The 15,235-nt window shown below is 59.2% G+C and carries 12 protein-coding genes; 2 read left to right on the top strand and 10 right to left on the bottom strand.

All coding sequences use genetic code 11. From position 1 onward, the window contains the following. Window positions 1-76: 76 nt before the first annotated feature. On the bottom strand, window positions 77-823 hold the full coding sequence (locus IB273_RS25825; protein ID WP_225610275.1) for a FadR/GntR family transcriptional regulator: 747 nt from the start codon (window positions 821-823) through the stop codon (window positions 77-79). 294 nt (window positions 824-1,117) lie between these two features. Here IB273_RS25825 and IB273_RS25820 point away from each other — a divergent pair, with 294 nt between their 5' ends. Both IB273_RS25820 and IB273_RS25815 read left to right on the top strand, forming a co-directional pair. Further along, window positions 1,118-2,611: an aldehyde dehydrogenase gene (locus IB273_RS25820; protein ID WP_192225348.1), complete on the top strand. Its 1,494-nt coding sequence runs from the start codon at window positions 1,118-1,120 to the stop codon at window positions 2,609-2,611. Between the two features lie 131 nt (window positions 2,612-2,742). Beyond that, window positions 2,743-4,227, top strand: coding sequence for an APC family permease (locus tag IB273_RS25815; RefSeq protein WP_192225347.1), 1,485 nt, complete (start codon window positions 2,743-2,745; stop codon window positions 4,225-4,227). A 182-nt stretch (window positions 4,228-4,409) separates the two neighbouring features. Here the strand turns inward: IB273_RS25815 and tagD are convergent, their stop codons facing one another. The 9 genes from tagD to rfbB all read right to left on the bottom strand — a co-directional run bounded on the left by tagD (window position 4,410) and on the right by rfbB (window position 15,234). Further along, window positions 4,410-4,805, bottom strand: coding sequence for a glycerol-3-phosphate cytidylyltransferase (gene tagD, locus IB273_RS25810; RefSeq protein WP_151188382.1), 396 nt, complete (start codon window positions 4,803-4,805; stop codon window positions 4,410-4,412). Further along, window positions 4,802-8,932, bottom strand: coding sequence for a CDP-glycerol glycerophosphotransferase family protein (locus IB273_RS25805; RefSeq protein ID WP_192225346.1), 4,131 nt, complete (start codon window positions 8,930-8,932; stop codon window positions 4,802-4,804). The genes tagD and IB273_RS25805 overlap by 4 nt, the downstream gene beginning before the upstream one ends. Before the next feature lie 265 nt (window positions 8,933-9,197). Beyond that, window positions 9,198-9,659 (bottom strand): hypothetical protein, encoded by a 462-nt coding sequence (locus tag IB273_RS25800; RefSeq protein WP_151188385.1) that lies wholly within the window; start codon window positions 9,657-9,659, stop codon window positions 9,198-9,200. A gap of 15 nt (window positions 9,660-9,674) precedes the next feature. Next, the gene (locus IB273_RS25795; protein ID WP_151188386.1) at window positions 9,675-10,373 is read right to left on the bottom strand and encodes an ABC transporter ATP-binding protein; all 699 of its coding nucleotides are present in this window, start codon (window positions 10,371-10,373) and stop codon (window positions 9,675-9,677) included. Then, complete coding sequence (locus IB273_RS25790) at window positions 10,373-11,842, bottom strand: ABC transporter permease (protein WP_192225345.1); 1,470 nt, start codon at window positions 11,840-11,842, stop codon at window positions 10,373-10,375. Before IB273_RS25790 ends, IB273_RS25795 begins: the two co-directional genes overlap by 1 nt. Further along, window positions 11,839-12,384 (bottom strand): dTDP-4-dehydrorhamnose 3,5-epimerase, encoded by a 546-nt coding sequence (gene rfbC / locus IB273_RS25785; RefSeq protein WP_151188388.1) that lies wholly within the window; start codon window positions 12,382-12,384, stop codon window positions 11,839-11,841. The genes IB273_RS25790 and rfbC overlap by 4 nt, the downstream gene beginning before the upstream one ends. After that, entirely contained in the window at window positions 12,381-13,268 is an 888-nt protein-coding gene (gene rfbA / locus IB273_RS25780) for a glucose-1-phosphate thymidylyltransferase RfbA (RefSeq protein WP_192225344.1), read from the bottom strand. The genes rfbC and rfbA overlap by 4 nt, the downstream gene beginning before the upstream one ends. A 2-nt stretch (window positions 13,269-13,270) precedes the next feature. Further along, window positions 13,271-14,167, bottom strand: a complete 897-nt coding sequence (gene rfbD / locus IB273_RS25775; protein WP_192225343.1) for a dTDP-4-dehydrorhamnose reductase — start codon at window positions 14,165-14,167, stop codon at window positions 13,271-13,273. Beyond that, entirely contained in the window at window positions 14,164-15,234 is a 1,071-nt protein-coding gene (gene rfbB, locus IB273_RS25770; RefSeq protein ID WP_151188390.1) for a dTDP-glucose 4,6-dehydratase, read from the bottom strand. The genes rfbD and rfbB overlap by 4 nt, the downstream gene beginning before the upstream one ends. Window position 15,235: the final 1 nt, after the last annotated feature.

Here is a 15,235-nt window from a genome sequence, read left to right as displayed (position 1 = left end):
AGGCCAGAGAGGTCTGCGGTGAGTCGTTGCCTGCGCCCTTCCGGACGCGTCGGGAAAGCAGCAAGCGCTGTGCCAGTCAGCCGTCTTCGGCCAGCAGGCTCAGGCGCAGGTTGATCAGGCGCTTGATGCCACGGGTGACGTGGGCCTCGGCCAGCGCACCGGCCAGGTTCGAATCACCGGCACTGATCGCTTCAAGGATCGCGCGGTGCTCCTGCTCGATGGCTGCGGCGCCCGGGAAGCCGTCTACCGGCAGCCACAGCCATTCGCCGATCTCCGCCTGCAGGCGCGTCTCCGCGTGGGTCAGGCGCACGGACTGGGCGGCGACGGCGATCTCGATATGGAAGCGCGCATCGGCGCGGCGCTGTTCCTGCCGGGTGGTGGCGCTCGCCAGCGCATCGAGGTACTGGGCGATGCGCGCCTGCTCATCGGACGTGGAGCGCTGCGCGGCGAGGCGCGCGGCCGCGCCGGCGATGGCGACGTGTTCGTCGCCCAGATCGCGCAGTTCCAGTGCACTCATCTGGCGCAGTTGCCCCAGCAGAGCGTCCTCGGAGGCGTGCTGCGGCGAGCAGACGAAACTGCCACCGTTGCGCCCGCGCCGGGTCTCGATCACGCCGCGTTCGCGCAGCTCCGCCAGCGCATCGCGCAGGGTCACGGTGGCAACGCCGAACTGCATCGCCAGCTCGCTTTCGCTGGGCAGCTGCTCGCCTTCGGCGTAGAGGCCGAGGTCGACCATTTCCATCAGCCGGCGCGCAACCTCCTCGGTGCGCCCTTCCTGGCGCAGGCGCATGAAACTGGCGGGGCGGACTTTCCTGAATTCGTTCATAGGCAGCAGCGCGATGGGCGCGGAATATTCCTGTTCTGGCGTTCTGTTCTGGCGTCGAGGGAGAAGTCTACCGGTAAGCCCGGCTGCGGCTCCGCGCAAAACTATGTCTCCATATTTTTAAATCGCTTTCCGGACTTTCAGCAAGGTCTTTTGCCACAAAAACCCCTTTCAAGTGCTCATTTTTCGACCTGTATTGGCAACCGACAAAACATAAGATATGGTTTCAAATGTATTTGCCAGCGACGGTCCGCAGGCCGTCTCCGCCAACAACAGCAAGAACGAGGAGCGATACGCATGAGCCAGCCAACCCGCGCCGAATGGGAAGCCCGCGCCAAGGCCCTGAAGATCGAGGGCCGCGCCTTCATCCAGGGCGAGTACCTTGCCGCCGCCTCCGGCGAAACCTTCGATTGCATCAGCCCGGTGGACGGCCGCCTGCTGGCCAAGGTCGCCAGCTGCGACGCCGCCGATGCCGAGCGCGCCGTGCAGAGCGCCCGCAACACCTTCGACTCCGGCGTCTGGTCGCGTGAAGCGCCGGCCACCCGCAAGGCTGTGATGATCCGCTTCGCCGCCCTGCTGGAAGAGCACGCCGAGGAGCTGGCGCTGCTGGAAACCCTGGACATGGGCAAGCCCATCGGCGATTCGCTGAACGTCGACCTGCCGGACGCCGCCGACTCCCTGCGCTGGAGCGGCGAGGCCATCGACAAGGTCTACGACGAAGTGGCCGCCACCTCCCACGATCAGCTCGGCCTGGTCACCCGCGAGCCGGTGGGCGTGGTCGCCGCCATCGTGCCGTGGAACTTCCCGCTGATGATGGCCGCCTGGAAACTCGGCCCCGCACTGGCCACCGGCAACTCGGTGATACTCAAGCCCTCCGAGCGCTCGCCGCTGACCGCCATCCGCATCGCCCAGCTGGCCATCGAAGCGGGCATTCCCGCCGGCGTGCTGAACGTGCTGCCGGGCTACGGCCACACCGTCGGCAAGGCCCTGGCGCTGCACATGGACGTGGACACCGCGGTGTTCACAGGCTCTACAAAAATTGCCAAGCAACTGATGGTCTACGCCGGCGAATCGAACATGAAGCGTGTCTGGCTGGAGGCCGGCGGCAAGAGCCCGAACATCGTCTTCGAGGACGCACCGGACCTGCAGGCCGCCGCTGAGTCCGCCGCCGCCGCCATCGCCTTCAACCAGGGCGAAGTGTGCACCGCCGGCTCGCGCCTGCTGGTGCAGAAATCGATCAAGGCGAAGTTCCTGCCGCTGGTGGTCGAGGCCCTCAAGGGCTGGAAAGCCGGCCACCCGCTGGACCCGGAAACCAACGTCGGCGCACTGGTCGACGGCCGCCAGCTGGAGCAGGTACTGGGCTATATCCAGGCCGGCCAGGACGAAGGCGCGAAGATCCTCGCCGGCGGCAAGCGCGTACTGGAGGAAACCGGCGGCACCTATGTCGAGCCGACCCTGTTCGACGGCGTGAGCAACGCGATGAAGATCGCCCGCGAGGAAATCTTCGGCCCGGTGCTCTCGGTCATCGAGTTCGAAGACGCCGAGGAAGCCATCCGCATCGCCAACGACACCCCCTACGGGCTGGCGGCGGCGGTCTGGACCCGCGACATCTCCAAGGCCCACCTCACTGCCCGCGCCCTGCGCGCCGGCAGCGTGTGGGTGAACATGTACGACGGCGGCGACATGACCGCGCCCTTCGGCGGCTTCAAGCAGTCGGGCAACGGCCGTGACAAGTCGCTGCACGCCTTCGACAAGTACACCGAGCTGAAGGCGACCTGGATCAAGCTGTAACGCGATCCGGAAAACGAGAGGTTTGGAGCAAGACGGCGCGTGGCTCAAGCCGCGCGCCGAACAATAACAACAACGCTTTCCGTTGCACCCGATTGGCTGCCGACGCGAAAACCTCAGACAGGACACCCACGATGAACAGCTCGATCCAGCCAGGCGCCGCCCTGGACCGCGACGCGGAGCAACTCCGCGCGCTGGGCTACACCTCCAATTTCGAACGCAGCATGACCCTCTGGCAGAACTTCGCCCTGGGCTTCACCTACCTCTCGCCGGTGGTCGGCGTGTACACCCTGTTCGGCCTGTGCCTGGCCGCCGGCGGCCCGCCGATGTTCTGGTCCTACCTGCTGGTGGGCATCGGGCAGATGCTGGTGTGCCTGATCTTCTGCGAGGTCGTCTCGCAGTTCCCCATTTCCGGCGGCGTCTATCCCTGGGCCCGGCGCCTGGTCGGCAAGCGCTGGGCCTGGATGGTCGGCTGGATCTACTCGGTGTCGCTGTGCGTGACCATCGCCGCCGTCGCCCTGGGCGCCGGCCCGTACATCGCCACCCTGCTCGGCTTCGAGTCGACACCGGTGACCAACACCTTCGTCGCCCTCGCGCTGACGGTGATCGCCACCCTGCTCAACCTGTCCGGCACCAAGTTGCTGGCGCGCGTGGCGATGTTCGGTTTCATCTGCGAGCTGCTCGGCGCGCTGGTAATCGGCACCTACCTGCTGATCTTCGAACGCCACCAGCCGTTCTCGGTGCTGTTCAATACCTTCGACATCCGCATCGACGGCAGCTACTGGCCGGCGTTCCTCACCGCCTCGCTGGCCGGCATGTTCCTCTACTACGGCTTCGAGGCCTGCGGCGACGTCGCCGAGGAAACCCCGAACCCCAGCCGCCGCATTCCTAAGGCCATGCGCATGACCATCTGGATCGGCGGCGGCGCGGCCATCTTCGCTGCCCTGGCGCTGATCCTCGCGGTACCGGACATGGCCGCGGTGATCTCCGGCGCCGACAAGGACCCGATGACCACCATCCTCGACAACGCCTTCGGCGTGACCGGCGCGCGCCTGGTGATGGCGGTGATCATCGTCTCGTTTGTCTCCTGCGTGCTCAGCCTGCAGGCCGCCGCCAGCCGCCTGCTGTACTCCTACGCCCGCGACGAGATGGTGATGGGCAGCGGCCTGCTCAAGCGCCTGTCGCCCAACACCCACGTGCCGGTGGCCGCGCTGATCGCCTGCGGGGTGATCCCGTCCGTGATCGTCTGCGCCGGCTTCTACCTGCAGAACGCCATCGCCATGGTGGTGAGCTTCGCCGCCATCGGTATCTACCTGTCGTTCCAGATGATCGTCGGCGGCGCCCTGTTCGCCCGTCTGCGCGGCTGGAAACCGAGCGGCGCCTTCACCCTGGGCAACTGGGGCTGGATCGTGAACATCCTGGCACTGACCTACGGCGTACTGGCGATCATCAACATGTCCTGGCCGCGCACGCCGGACGCGCCCTGGTACCTGAACTACGGGATCATCCTGGTAGGTGGCATCGTGATCCTGTTGGGCCTGGCCTACATGACCCTGTTCCGCCCGTACGACAAGGGCACCGCTCCCCACGGGGATGCGTGGAAGCTGCGTCAGCAGTAGTCGGCAGTGCGAAACGAAAACGCCCGGCAAGGATGCCGGGCGTTTTTTTCGTAGGGACCGATGGGCGGGGCCCGGAATCTGGCGTGAATGGCCTGTCGGGGTCGACTTGGCCGCTCAACGAACCGGCACGCGCCCGGACAACCTACAGAGGCTGTCCGGGCTCACGTCATCTTGCCTGTGAATTACACGACGGCTTCACTTAAATGCTCACGAATTTCCGTCGAGGAGATACCGCTGGTACGCGCCAAATAAACGACCTCGCAATGAGGCTTTAGAAAATCAAAGTGTCCCTTCCAATCATCGCCAATGACGAAAACATCTACCGAGTATTTGCTGACATCATGAACTTTTTGCTCCCAGTCCGCCTCTTCCACGACCAGATCAACATAGCGAATCGACTCCAGCACAGCTTTACGGTTGCTATAATCCAGCAATGCGCTTTTGTGCTTGCCTGCATTAAACTCGTCATTGGATAACGCTACGATCAGGCGGTCGCCCAGCGCCCGAGCGCGTTGCAGCAATCGAATATGTCCAGCATGAAGGACATCGAAAGTTCCGTAGGTAATAACAGTTTTCATACGCTCCCCCTCTCCATTTCTCTTGCAACATGCTCGAGCACACGCTGAGTATTGCCATCATCAACATGGTCAAAGAAAATCTTGCGTTTAAACTCGTACGAAATTTTGCTTTCAAGTTGCTGCCCGGCCAAAATTTCATCCAGCGACTGCAGCAATGCACGGAAGTCATGGCAAACCGGACCAGGGAAAACATCCGTCAATTCGTAGAATAATCCCCGCTCTGAGCCTGCGTAGGACTCGTAATCATAGGCAAAGCAAATCTCCGGCTTGCCCGTCAGCATGAAGTCAATAAAACAACTTGAGTAGTCGGTGATCAGCAGATCTGACTCTCGATAAAGAAGTTCGATATCCGCAAAGTAACGCCGATCAAGACTGATGACAGGCATGTCGACGCCACTCAACGCCTGCGAATAGCTATTAGCCTTGTCCGCCATATGCTCACGAACGCCCAATACCGCATTGTGCTTGCGCAGGCATTCGGCCAGTGCCTGACGCTCTGATTCGCTGAACACGTAATAGCCTTCGGCCTGCGCATTGCGGAAAGTGGGTGCGAACAGTACCAGTCGGCGACCACCCAACGTCTGGCGAAGGCGCACCAATTGCTCCTGAAAGTCGACAGGCAGCAATGTTTCTTCACGCAAAATGACGTCATTGCGCGGCAAACCGGTCAACCAGATATTGTGGAAGTTCAGTGGATAGAACGCTGATGCCATGGCCATTCGATCGATTTTCGAAGAAGCGATGACCGAATGACAGCGAGCATGCTCCGCGGAAATGGACTGCAGTTTGTCCTGCAGATCGAGCGATGCGTAACCGATACGTTTTAATGGAATGCCGTGCCAGAGGTTAATGAATCGATGCTGCTTGGCATCCAACGGGAATATCGTATTGATACGTGGCGCGTGCTTCACGAATATGTAGCGTGATTGCATCAGTAGACGCTGGCCGGCCAAACTCTTAAGCGGAACGATATCGACATTAACGCCTTCCGCCTGTACGCACTTGCTGCGAGTCAAAATTACCTTGCGTATATTCGGGTCATTTTTCACTGACTCGAACACCATTCGATCGTTACCACCCAGCAAGTGATCATAGGCACACACGGGGAATGCCCAGCAGCGATCATCCTTGACCGTTACAGCATCTTCCTTGACAAACTGCGAGTCGCTCAACAAGGGTTCGGGCCACTGCCTGCCATCTGCCGGAATATTCAGGCTGCGGTAGAGTTTGTCGGCATTCCCGATACGCAACAAGTTTCTTTCTGCCGCACGCAGGTCGGCGCCGGGCAAAACTTCATTGACCCATTGTTTCCAGCGCCACAGTTCTGGCACATAGTAGTGATTCTCGGTAAGGAAGAACCGCTTGAACAGTGGGAAGCCTTCAGCAATCAGATCGTAGTGATACTTCGTATAGATCGGATGGAACGGGTACAGATGGTCGATAAAGGTTGCGGGCTTGTGACCAGCCAACAGCAACCTTCGAGTCATGCCAATTTCATAGCGCAGGACAATGTTCTTCTTACTCCGCTCCTTTCGAACGCTATCCAGCAACTGCTGCAAAACACCATTCTCTTCCAGTACAGGCGCACGGAAAGCGAGGAAGTACGAACCGATATGGAAGTCGTAGCATTCGTCCTTTTCGTAACTTGGCACGAGGCGACGAAGCACGGTCTCCATGGCAATCTTTTCATCAAAACGGTTGCTCGCTACATCCCGGGTAGCGGTTAGCCCCTTGGTTGCCTGAAGCCCCCACCAGTCGCAACTCTTCGCATCCATCTTGTCGAAGACTGGCTTAAGGCTGCTGAGTAGGTAGCTACTGTCATTAACCAGAAGCATTTCGTCGTAAGTCCGAATCACCTCCCAGCCGACCAGGTCCCGGGCCAAACGAGAGTATGAGCCGAAGTCATATTCACCATGACGGAAAGCCCAGGCACCTTTGGTTATTGGCGCCAGCTTCTGCAACTCGCCGGGCTGCAAATCGCCATCCGCAAGGTAATAAACGTCGGCGTACTTCTGCAGCTCTTCGATGAAGTCCAGAACATACTGGTCAATCAAACCATCGGGGTCGTAACCCGCGAACAGGCATACACGCCTGGCTTTGCGCTCTGTCGGCAGTCGATGCCCGGACGACATATCCAGCATCTTTCGCGCAGGGCGACGCAGCAGACTCTGGCGCTGTTGGCATATTGCATAGTGCACCAACGGGTTGATCGGGCTGCGCCACTGCTCAAGGTACTCGGAGGCGTACCAGATGGCATCGAAGCCGCTGCCGAGTGCAGGCTGCCGCAGTTCCCGCCAACCGAACTGGCTGTAATGCCTCAGCGGCTCAATCTTGGCCCGCGCGACATCAGGATTGGCCTGCAGATAGGCCTTACCATCGAAATGACCTGTCGCGCTGACCAGGGCCATGAGCGCCGTGATGTTTTCAGCGGCAGGGAAACAGCTACGCCCCTCCTTGACACCGTGTTGCAGATAGTGAATCAAGGGGTTGCAACGGTTATTCAACGTGTCCTTATTTTCGTCCCAGTACCATGCCGAATCAAAATTCGGGTTAGGGTTGCAACGCTCATACACCCCATATCGCAGGTAATGGACAACGGCATCCATAGCCAGCGTACGCACGTGCGGATAGGCATCCAGATAAAACTGCTGGCTGAACTCAGCGCGCTCCCGAAGAAACTCGACGTTTTTCTTCAGGTTGATATAGCCGGCTAGAGATGCACCAACAGAGTAAGGGCTGCCGCTTTCGAGAGAGCTTTTGTGCACCAGCATGACTCGGGTCGTCTCCCCCGTATCGTCCGCACTGTAAACGAGTGCAGTGTGCTGGCCATTCAGCGAAGGGAGCAGGCCCATCACTCGCTCCAGAGCATGCCAGGCAGAACTGATACTCCCGGTCTGCTCCTTGGTTGCAACGACCTGTTGTTCGAGCGCCGGAATCAGGTCAACCAGCCCCTTGAGCAACGCCGGTCGGGACCAGAATATGCTGCCAGCAAAAAAGCCCCAGCGCTGTCCCGGATCTGCCGACGGCTGCAGCAGTTGAACGAAGCGGGAAACCTCCACTTCGTTGCCATACATCAGATGGCGTACAGATTTGTAGAAATCGGCCGATCCCAACATCCCCAAGTCCGGCTGGGTGGCGAAGGCATGTAACACCTGACGAACAGCTTCCTCACTGCCCATGAGAGGATTGAGCAGCAAGTCCAACCAGGCATTGCCCGCTTCCGGATACAGTTTTTCGAGATTGGCCAGTCCCTTCTTCGTGTGCAGCTTGCACACCAAGTCATACTTGCCTTCGATAACGCGAGGCAGCATCTTGATGAAGGGCAGTATGTCGTAGCCGCCATTATCGACCTGTACGATCTCAACGCTGCGCCGATCAAGAGACGATTCAGCCATCCACGCGCGGAGGGCCTCGTGCTTGTCAGGCGCCACAGTCATGAACACATCGTGCTCGACCTTGATGTTATCCAGGCGTCCAAGCAACTCAGGTAGAACATCCAGATGGAACACGTGAATGACGACCGCGATGCGCATCTGGGCGTCGGCCTGCGTGAACAGCTCGCTGGCCACCTGGACTTCCGGCGAAATCGACTGGGCAAGGAAAGCACGCCGTTCCAAAGGCAGGTTGGCTGCCCGCTGGGCAGGCTTGAGCGCTACACCGCTGAGTTTATGAGTGGCAAGAACCGACTGATCGGAGGCGTGGCGACGTAATCGCGAGCGGATGCCGCTCCAACCTTCCCGCCGGTAAACTTCCAGAGCCTTGCGCACGCTCTGCTTCAACCCACCACCGCGGGTAAACAGAGAGGTGATCGTGGCCTTCAGCAAACGGGCGCGCCGGGTCAGCACACCAAATTTGCGAACAGGTCGGGTGAGCCTCCAACTGGTGGACTCCTGGAATTCCTTGCGCAACGCTGAATACTTTCGCTCGCGAGCAGCGATCTGCTGACGCAGTCGAATGACTTCATCATCTACCTGCTTTTTCTGCAGGCGCATCTTCTCGCGCTCAGCCTTGATACTCTCCTCGGATTCGAGCACCTGGGCTTCCAGCAGAGCATTTTCCTTCCTCCGCTCTGCAAGTTCGTCGTGCAGCAGCATATTCAGGCTGACTATCGGGTCGCTGTCGGCCACGGCATCTCGGTTCCGTAATACAGCGAGGCCATTTAGCTCCGACGGCCTGACTTGCTTTTTCCTTGCACTCTTTTTCATGCTGGTCTAACTCAACCTGAAATTACAAAATATGTAGCGCTCAGCCAGATAATCGATCCTGCAAGCCGGGCATTCAGACAGCTCCGCGCGCCCTGCGTGTATCAAATGGCTCTTACTTGAACGAGGCGTCCTCTCCGCCCCCGCCACAAACTGGCGGAAACACGCCCCCGTCCAAAAGCGAAAATCGTTAAATGATGCGCACTGCCTTCTTGGTAGAGCAGATGATCGCCCCATGTTTCACAGGCATCTGCAGCGAAACTCCGTATGTACCTTTTGCCAACCCACTCAGGTCTATGTTGGCCTTGAAGCCGGACTTGAGAAGCGTTGGCTGATTGAAGTACTTGACGACATCCGGGCGATCCAAGCGGCCGGATACCTTGTAGGAGGTGCGGACGTTGCTGTTCAAATCAGTGATCAGAATATCCAGCGCCGCAGGGACAGTACTGCTATTACTGTCCGCCGCCCATCCGCTGAAGCTGATAACACCCGGTTTCATCCAGACGACGTCTCGTTTTTCACCCGCAATAACATCGACCGCGCACTTACTGCTAATCAACACAGCAGCCTTGCGATCAACGTCCTGACCACACCCCGCGAGGATCGTCAAAACAAACAAAGAAATCAGAAAACCTACCCTCTTGCCGAACATCCAACTGCTCCTTGACTATTGCATTTGCATCATCTGGTCGTATTTCTTCAATGTTTCGTCGACCGAGGCACATTCAATCAACGTCCCTTGATGCAAGATCACACAACGGTCACAGAGATTGGCTACCTGGGTTCTGGAGTGAGAGACCAAAACCACGGTCTGGCCAGCTGCGATCTTCTGCATCATGGTTCGCTCAGCCTTCTTCTTGAAATGTGCGTCACCAACACTAAGGACCTCATCCACCAGCAGCACTTCAGGGCTTATGATGGTGCTGATTGCAAATCCCAGTCTTGACGCCATACCACTGGAGTACTTTCGCAATGGCTCATCGAAAAAGTCCCCCAACTCCGAATAGGCCTTGACCTCCTCGAGGCGGGTCAGTACTTCCTGCCGCTTGTAACCCAGCAACATGCCGCCGAACAGCGCGTTGTCACGTCCACTCAGGTTCAGGTCGAAACCAGCCTGCAATGCGAGCAGCGAAACCGTGGCACCATGGTTAATCACTTCTCCTCGATCAGGACGAAGAGCTCCCGACATCACCTTGAGCAAGGTCGACTTGCCGGCACCATTCCCGCCCAATATGCCCAGTGTCTCTCCGCGGTAAACATCCAGCGTTATGTCTTTCAATGGCTCGACAAAACCATTTCGATTAATTTTCCCACTGAGCGCAAAACGCACACCGACGTTACGTAACGAAAGAAATCTGTTAGCCATCAGCGCATGCACCGACGCACGAACGTCCGCCGATGATGGCGATACAGCACATAATCAAAAACCATCACGATCAACGCTACAAACCCCACATAAATCAAACCAGTCCACTCCGGGGGCCGACCTTCCAGCACCACTTCGCGATAACAGGCGATCAGCACAGCCATGGGGTTGTACTCGAGTATCTTGGCGACGCCCCCAGGTATATGCCGGTAATCGTAAATAACCCCAGACAAGAACATCAGCAGCGTCAGGCCTGTTGCGACCAGATTGGCCAAGTCCCGTAAAAACGGGATAATCGCCGCCAGCAACAATCCCAAGGCAAGAGTCAGAAGAAACTGAACAAGTAAAATTCCGGGCAGCCACAGAATATTCAGGCTCAGACTTTTTTCATCAACAACAAGCCCCAACGCCAGGAGGAAGAGCAACGCCGGCAATTGTTTCATTGTCGCTTGTACTATCGCGACCAGCGGAAAGAACGAGGGCATGATTCCGGTATTCAACATCAGACCCTGGCCGGAAATGATGCTGTTCGCACTCATGGAAATGGCCTTAGAGAACCACATCCAGGGCACCAGGCCACACAGTAAAAACAGCCCGTAGTTGTCACCACCGCTGTTGAGAACCTGAGAGAACAACAGGTAATAGATGATCAGGTGCAGCAGTGGCTCAATGATTACCCATGCATAGTTCAGATGATTTCGTGATGACTCGGACTTCAGGTTGAGCAGCGCTTTGATCAGGACAAGCTGAATGAAGTGCTCTCCACCCTGCGACGTCTGGCTCTTGCGTTCCATCGTCTGCACGGTCGCGGGAGAGCTCACGCTATCGACACCGTACAGAGCGGCCAGGCGATATTTCTTCGCCTCCGCCAGTTTTCCCTGCTGCTTGCAGGCATTCGAAAGCTGCGTATAACCACGCGAGTATTCAGGTTTGGCCTCTACGACCCGGCGCCAGCGAGATTCGGCCTGCTCCCAGTCTTCAGAGTGTTCTGCAATTTCTGCATGCTGCAACAAGGGCTCGATTCGACCCTGGGCATGCTCGCGAGCCCGACTATTGAAGTTCTCGGCCTCTCGAGTGTTGCCGGTACGCAGTTCAAGATCAGCAGATTTGCCGAGCAGCTCCCAGTGTTCAGGACATTGCTCGCAACCTTGCGCCAGCAGCTCCCGCTCCAGAGTCGGATTCTTCTGCAGGCGGGCGCATTCCGCACTGCTCAGCCAGGTACTGGAATGCTTGGGGAAATGCTCGCGCGCGAACGCCAGCAAGTCGCCAGCGGCGCCGATGTCGCCTTGGCGCATCAGGCTGATCGCACCTTGTATCCAGGGCGCCGGATGTCCTCGGTACTGTTCGCGGAATACTTTCCAGAGAGCAGAGGCGTCAGCCCAGCGCTTTTCTCGCATGGGCTTGAGCGCCAGCTCGAAGGCATCAGCGGCGGCAAGGGGCTCGATGCCGGATAAAGTGCTGGTGGTCATTTGAAAACTTCGGCATGTGCCAGACTGGCACCGGCACTGTCCTTAACCGACAACTGCGGCTCCCCCTCTAACGGCCACTCGATACCAATCTGCGGGTCGTTCCAGGCAATGCAGCGCTCATGCGCGGGGGCGTAGTAGTCGGTGGTCTTGTAAAGGAACTCCGCGGTCTCGGAGAGAACAACGAATCCATGGGCGAAACCTTCCGGCACCCACAGCTGATGCTTGTTCTCGGCAGACAGGTGCACACCGACCCACTGGCCGAAAGTCGGCGAGCCGCGGCGGATATCCACGGCCACGTCGAATACCTCGCCCAGGACCACTCGTACCAGCTTGCCCTGGGACTGCTGCACCTGATAATGGAGGCCGCGGAGCACGCCTTTGATCGACCGCGAGTGATTGTCCTGAACGAAAGTCACAGGGCGTCCGACCACCTCGTCGAAGACCTTCTGGTTGAAGCTCTCGAAGAAGAAGCCGCGCTCGTCGCCAAACACCCGGGGCTCGAACAGCACCACGTCCGGGATGGCCATCTTGCTCGCTTTCATCCGTAGATCGTCTCTTGGAGCAGGCGCTTGAGGTACTGGCCGTAACCGTTCTTCAGCATCGGCGCGGCAAGCTCTTCCAGTTGCTGGGACGTGATCCACTGCTGACGGAAGGCCACTTCCTCGGGGCAGGCCACTTTCAGGCCCTGGCGGTGCTCGATAGTCGCGATGTAGTGGCTTGCTTCGAGCAGCGAGTCATGGGTACCGGTGTCCAGCCAGGCATAACCGCGCCCCATGATTTCCACCGACAGGTTCCCCTGCTCCAGGTAGATCCGGTTGACGTCAGTGATCTCCAGCTCGCCGCGGGCGGAGGGCTTGATGCTCTTGGCGATGTCCACAACCTGCTGGTCGTAGAAGTACAAGCCGGTAACGGCGTAATTGGACTTTGGCTGCAGCGGCTTTTCTTCCAGGCTGATGGCCTTGCCCTGAGCATCGAACTCAACCACGCCGTAACGCTCGGGATCGTTCACGTGGTAGGCGAACACGGAGGCGCCCTGCTCACGCTCGGATGCGCTGTCGAGCAGCTCGCTGAACTGGTGGCCGTAGAAGATGTTGTCGCCGAGCACCAGTGCCGAGAGGTCGTTGCCGATGAACTGCTCGCCAATCAGAAACGCCTGGGCCAGGCCGTCCGGCGAGGCCTGCACTGCGTAGGAGATGTTCACCCCCCAGCGGTGGCCATCGCCCAGAAGCTGTTCGAAGCGCGGAGTGTCCTGCGGCGTGGAAATGATCAGGATGTCGCGGATACCCGCCAGCATCAGGGTGGTGAGCGGGTAGTAGATCATCGGTTTGTCGTACACCGGCAGCAGCTGCTTGGAGATCGACAGCGTTGCCGGATGAAGTCGAGTGCCTGACCCGCCGGCCAGGATGATTCCTTTACGTTTGCTCATCATTACTTCTCGATAATTTCCGTCAGCATCCGTGCTACCCCATGTTGCCAATGGGGGAGATTCAGCAGGAAGGCCTTCTGCAGCTTTTCGGTATTCAGGCGGGAATTCGCAGGGCGCTTGGCGGGCAACGGGTAGGCATCCGTCGTCAGCGCTCCGATGGCCTGGGCCGACACGCTCAACTCGACGCCGGCCGCGGTGGCCTGCTCAAGGACAAAACGGGCATACCCACACCAACTGATTTCGCCGCCAGCTGCCAGGTGGTAGAGGCCGCACAGCTCGGGCGAACGCACGGCCGCCGTGATGGCGTGAGCGGTGACATCGGCGATCAGGTCCGCACCGGTGGGTGCTCCGAACTGATCATCGATCACGCCCAGACTGTCGCGCTCTCGCGCCAGGCGCAGCATGGTCCTGGCGAAATTGTTGCCGCGCGCGGCATAAACCCAGCAGGTGCGAAAGATCAGGTGCCGACAGCCAGAGGCCTGGATCGCCTGCTCGCCGGCCAACTTGCTCTGGCCGTAGACGTTCAGGGGGCCGACATCGTCGACCTCACGCCAGGGCGTCTGGCCGTGGCCGGGGAACACGTAGTCGGTCGAGTAATACACCAGCAGCGCACCGTGGCGTGCCGCGGCCTCGGCCATCACGCCCAGCGCCTGGGCATTCACTCGCCGTGCCTGTTCCGGCTCCGACTCGGCCTTGTCCACCGCGGTGTACGCCGCGGCATTGACGATCACGTCCGGCGCAAAGCGCTCCAGCGTCGCGGCCAGCCCGTCGAGGTCAGCCAGATCGCCACAATAGTCGGTACTGCGGGAATCCAGCGCCAGCAACTCGCCCAGGGGGGCCAGGCTGCGCTGCAGCTCCCAACCCACCTGGCCGTTCCTACCCAGCAGGAGAATCTTCACGAACTGCGCCCCGCGTAGTTCCTCTCCAGCCATTCGCGGTAGTTGCCGGACTGTACGCTTTCGACCCAGCCCTGGTTCGCCAGATACCACTCGACCGTCTTGCGAATACCGGTTTCAAAGGTTTCGGCCGGTTTCCAGCCCAGTTCGCGCTCAAGCTTGCGAGCGTCGATTGCGTAGCGACGGTCATGGCCGGGGCGGTCGGCGACATAGCTGATCTGCTCGCCATAGCCCTTGCCATCGGCTCGCGGGCGCAGCTCATCGAGCAGGGCGCAGACGCGGTTGACGATCTCCAGGTTGGGCTTTTCATTCCAGCCGCCAACGTTGTAGACCTCGCCCAGAGTGCCCGCCTCGAGCACTCGGCGGATGGCGCTGCAATGGTCCTTCACGTACAGCCAGTCACGAATCTGCTGACCATCGCCATACACCGGCAGTGCCTTGCCTGCCAGGGCATTGACGATCATCAGCGGGATGAGTTTTTCCGGGAAGTGATAGGGGCCGTAGTTGTTCGAGCAATTGGTGGTGAGCACCGGCAGGCCGTACGTGTGGTGATAGGCCCGGACCAGATGATCGCTCGCTGCCTTGCTCGCCGAGTACGGGCTGTTCGGCTCGTACTGGTGTTCTTCAGTGAAGGCCGGGGCGTCGCTGGTCAACGATCCGTACACTTCATCGGTCGAAACATGCAGGAAGCGGAACTTTTCCTTCTCACTGCCTTCCAATCCATTCCAATAGGCACGTATCGCCTCGAGCAGGCGGAATGTCCCAACAATATTGGTCTGGATGAAATCTTCCGGGCCATGGATGGAACGATCGACATGCGACTCAGCCGCGAAATTGACGACCGCCCGCGGACGATACTTGCCCAGCAATGCCTGCAGCAGCTCGCCGTCGGCAATGTCGCCGCGCACGAAAACGTGCCTGTCATCACCGTCCAGGCTGGCAAGGTTTTCCAGATTGCCGGCGTAAGTCAGCTTGTCCAGATTGATGACGGTTTCATCCGACTGGGCAACCCAGTCGAGCACGAAGTTGGCGCCGATGAAACCGGCGCCACCAGTTACCAGAATTGTCATG

It is taken from the genome of Pseudomonas sp. PDM19 (assembly GCF_014852215.1).
Classification (GTDB): domain Bacteria; phylum Pseudomonadota; class Gammaproteobacteria; order Pseudomonadales; family Pseudomonadaceae; genus Pseudomonas.
Note: the sequence above shows the minus strand (reverse complement) of the source record. Positions and strands in the feature narration are given on the sequence as shown.

What these genes read in the sequence shown, in the direction of transcription:
- IB273_RS25825 (WP_225610275.1), bottom strand. Translation starts at nt 823, where the DNA reads ATGAACGAATTCAGGAAAGTCCGCCCCGCCAGTTTCATGCGCCTGCGC.
- IB273_RS25820 (WP_192225348.1), top strand. Translation starts at nt 1,118, where the DNA reads ATGAGCCAGCCAACCCGCGCCGAATGGGAAGCCCGCGCCAAGGCCCTG.
- IB273_RS25815 (WP_192225347.1), top strand. Translation starts at nt 2,743, where the DNA reads ATGAACAGCTCGATCCAGCCAGGCGCCGCCCTGGACCGCGACGCGGAG.
- tagD (WP_151188382.1), bottom strand. Translation starts at nt 4,805, where the DNA reads ATGAAAACTGTTATTACCTACGGAACTTTCGATGTCCTTCATGCTGGA.
- IB273_RS25800 (WP_151188385.1), bottom strand. Translation starts at nt 9,659, where the DNA reads ATGTTCGGCAAGAGGGTAGGTTTTCTGATTTCTTTGTTTGTTTTGACG.
- IB273_RS25795 (WP_151188386.1), bottom strand. Translation starts at nt 10,373, where the DNA reads ATGGCTAACAGATTTCTTTCGTTACGTAACGTCGGTGTGCGTTTTGCG.
- IB273_RS25790 (WP_192225345.1), bottom strand. Translation starts at nt 11,842, where the DNA reads ATGACCACCAGCACTTTATCCGGCATCGAGCCCCTTGCCGCCGCTGAT.
- rfbC (WP_151188388.1), bottom strand. Translation starts at nt 12,384, where the DNA reads ATGAAAGCGAGCAAGATGGCCATCCCGGACGTGGTGCTGTTCGAGCCC.
- rfbA (WP_192225344.1), bottom strand. Translation starts at nt 13,268, where the DNA reads ATGAGCAAACGTAAAGGAATCATCCTGGCCGGCGGGTCAGGCACTCGA.
- rfbB (WP_151188390.1), bottom strand. Translation starts at nt 15,234, where the DNA reads ATGACAATTCTGGTAACTGGTGGCGCCGGTTTCATCGGCGCCAACTTC.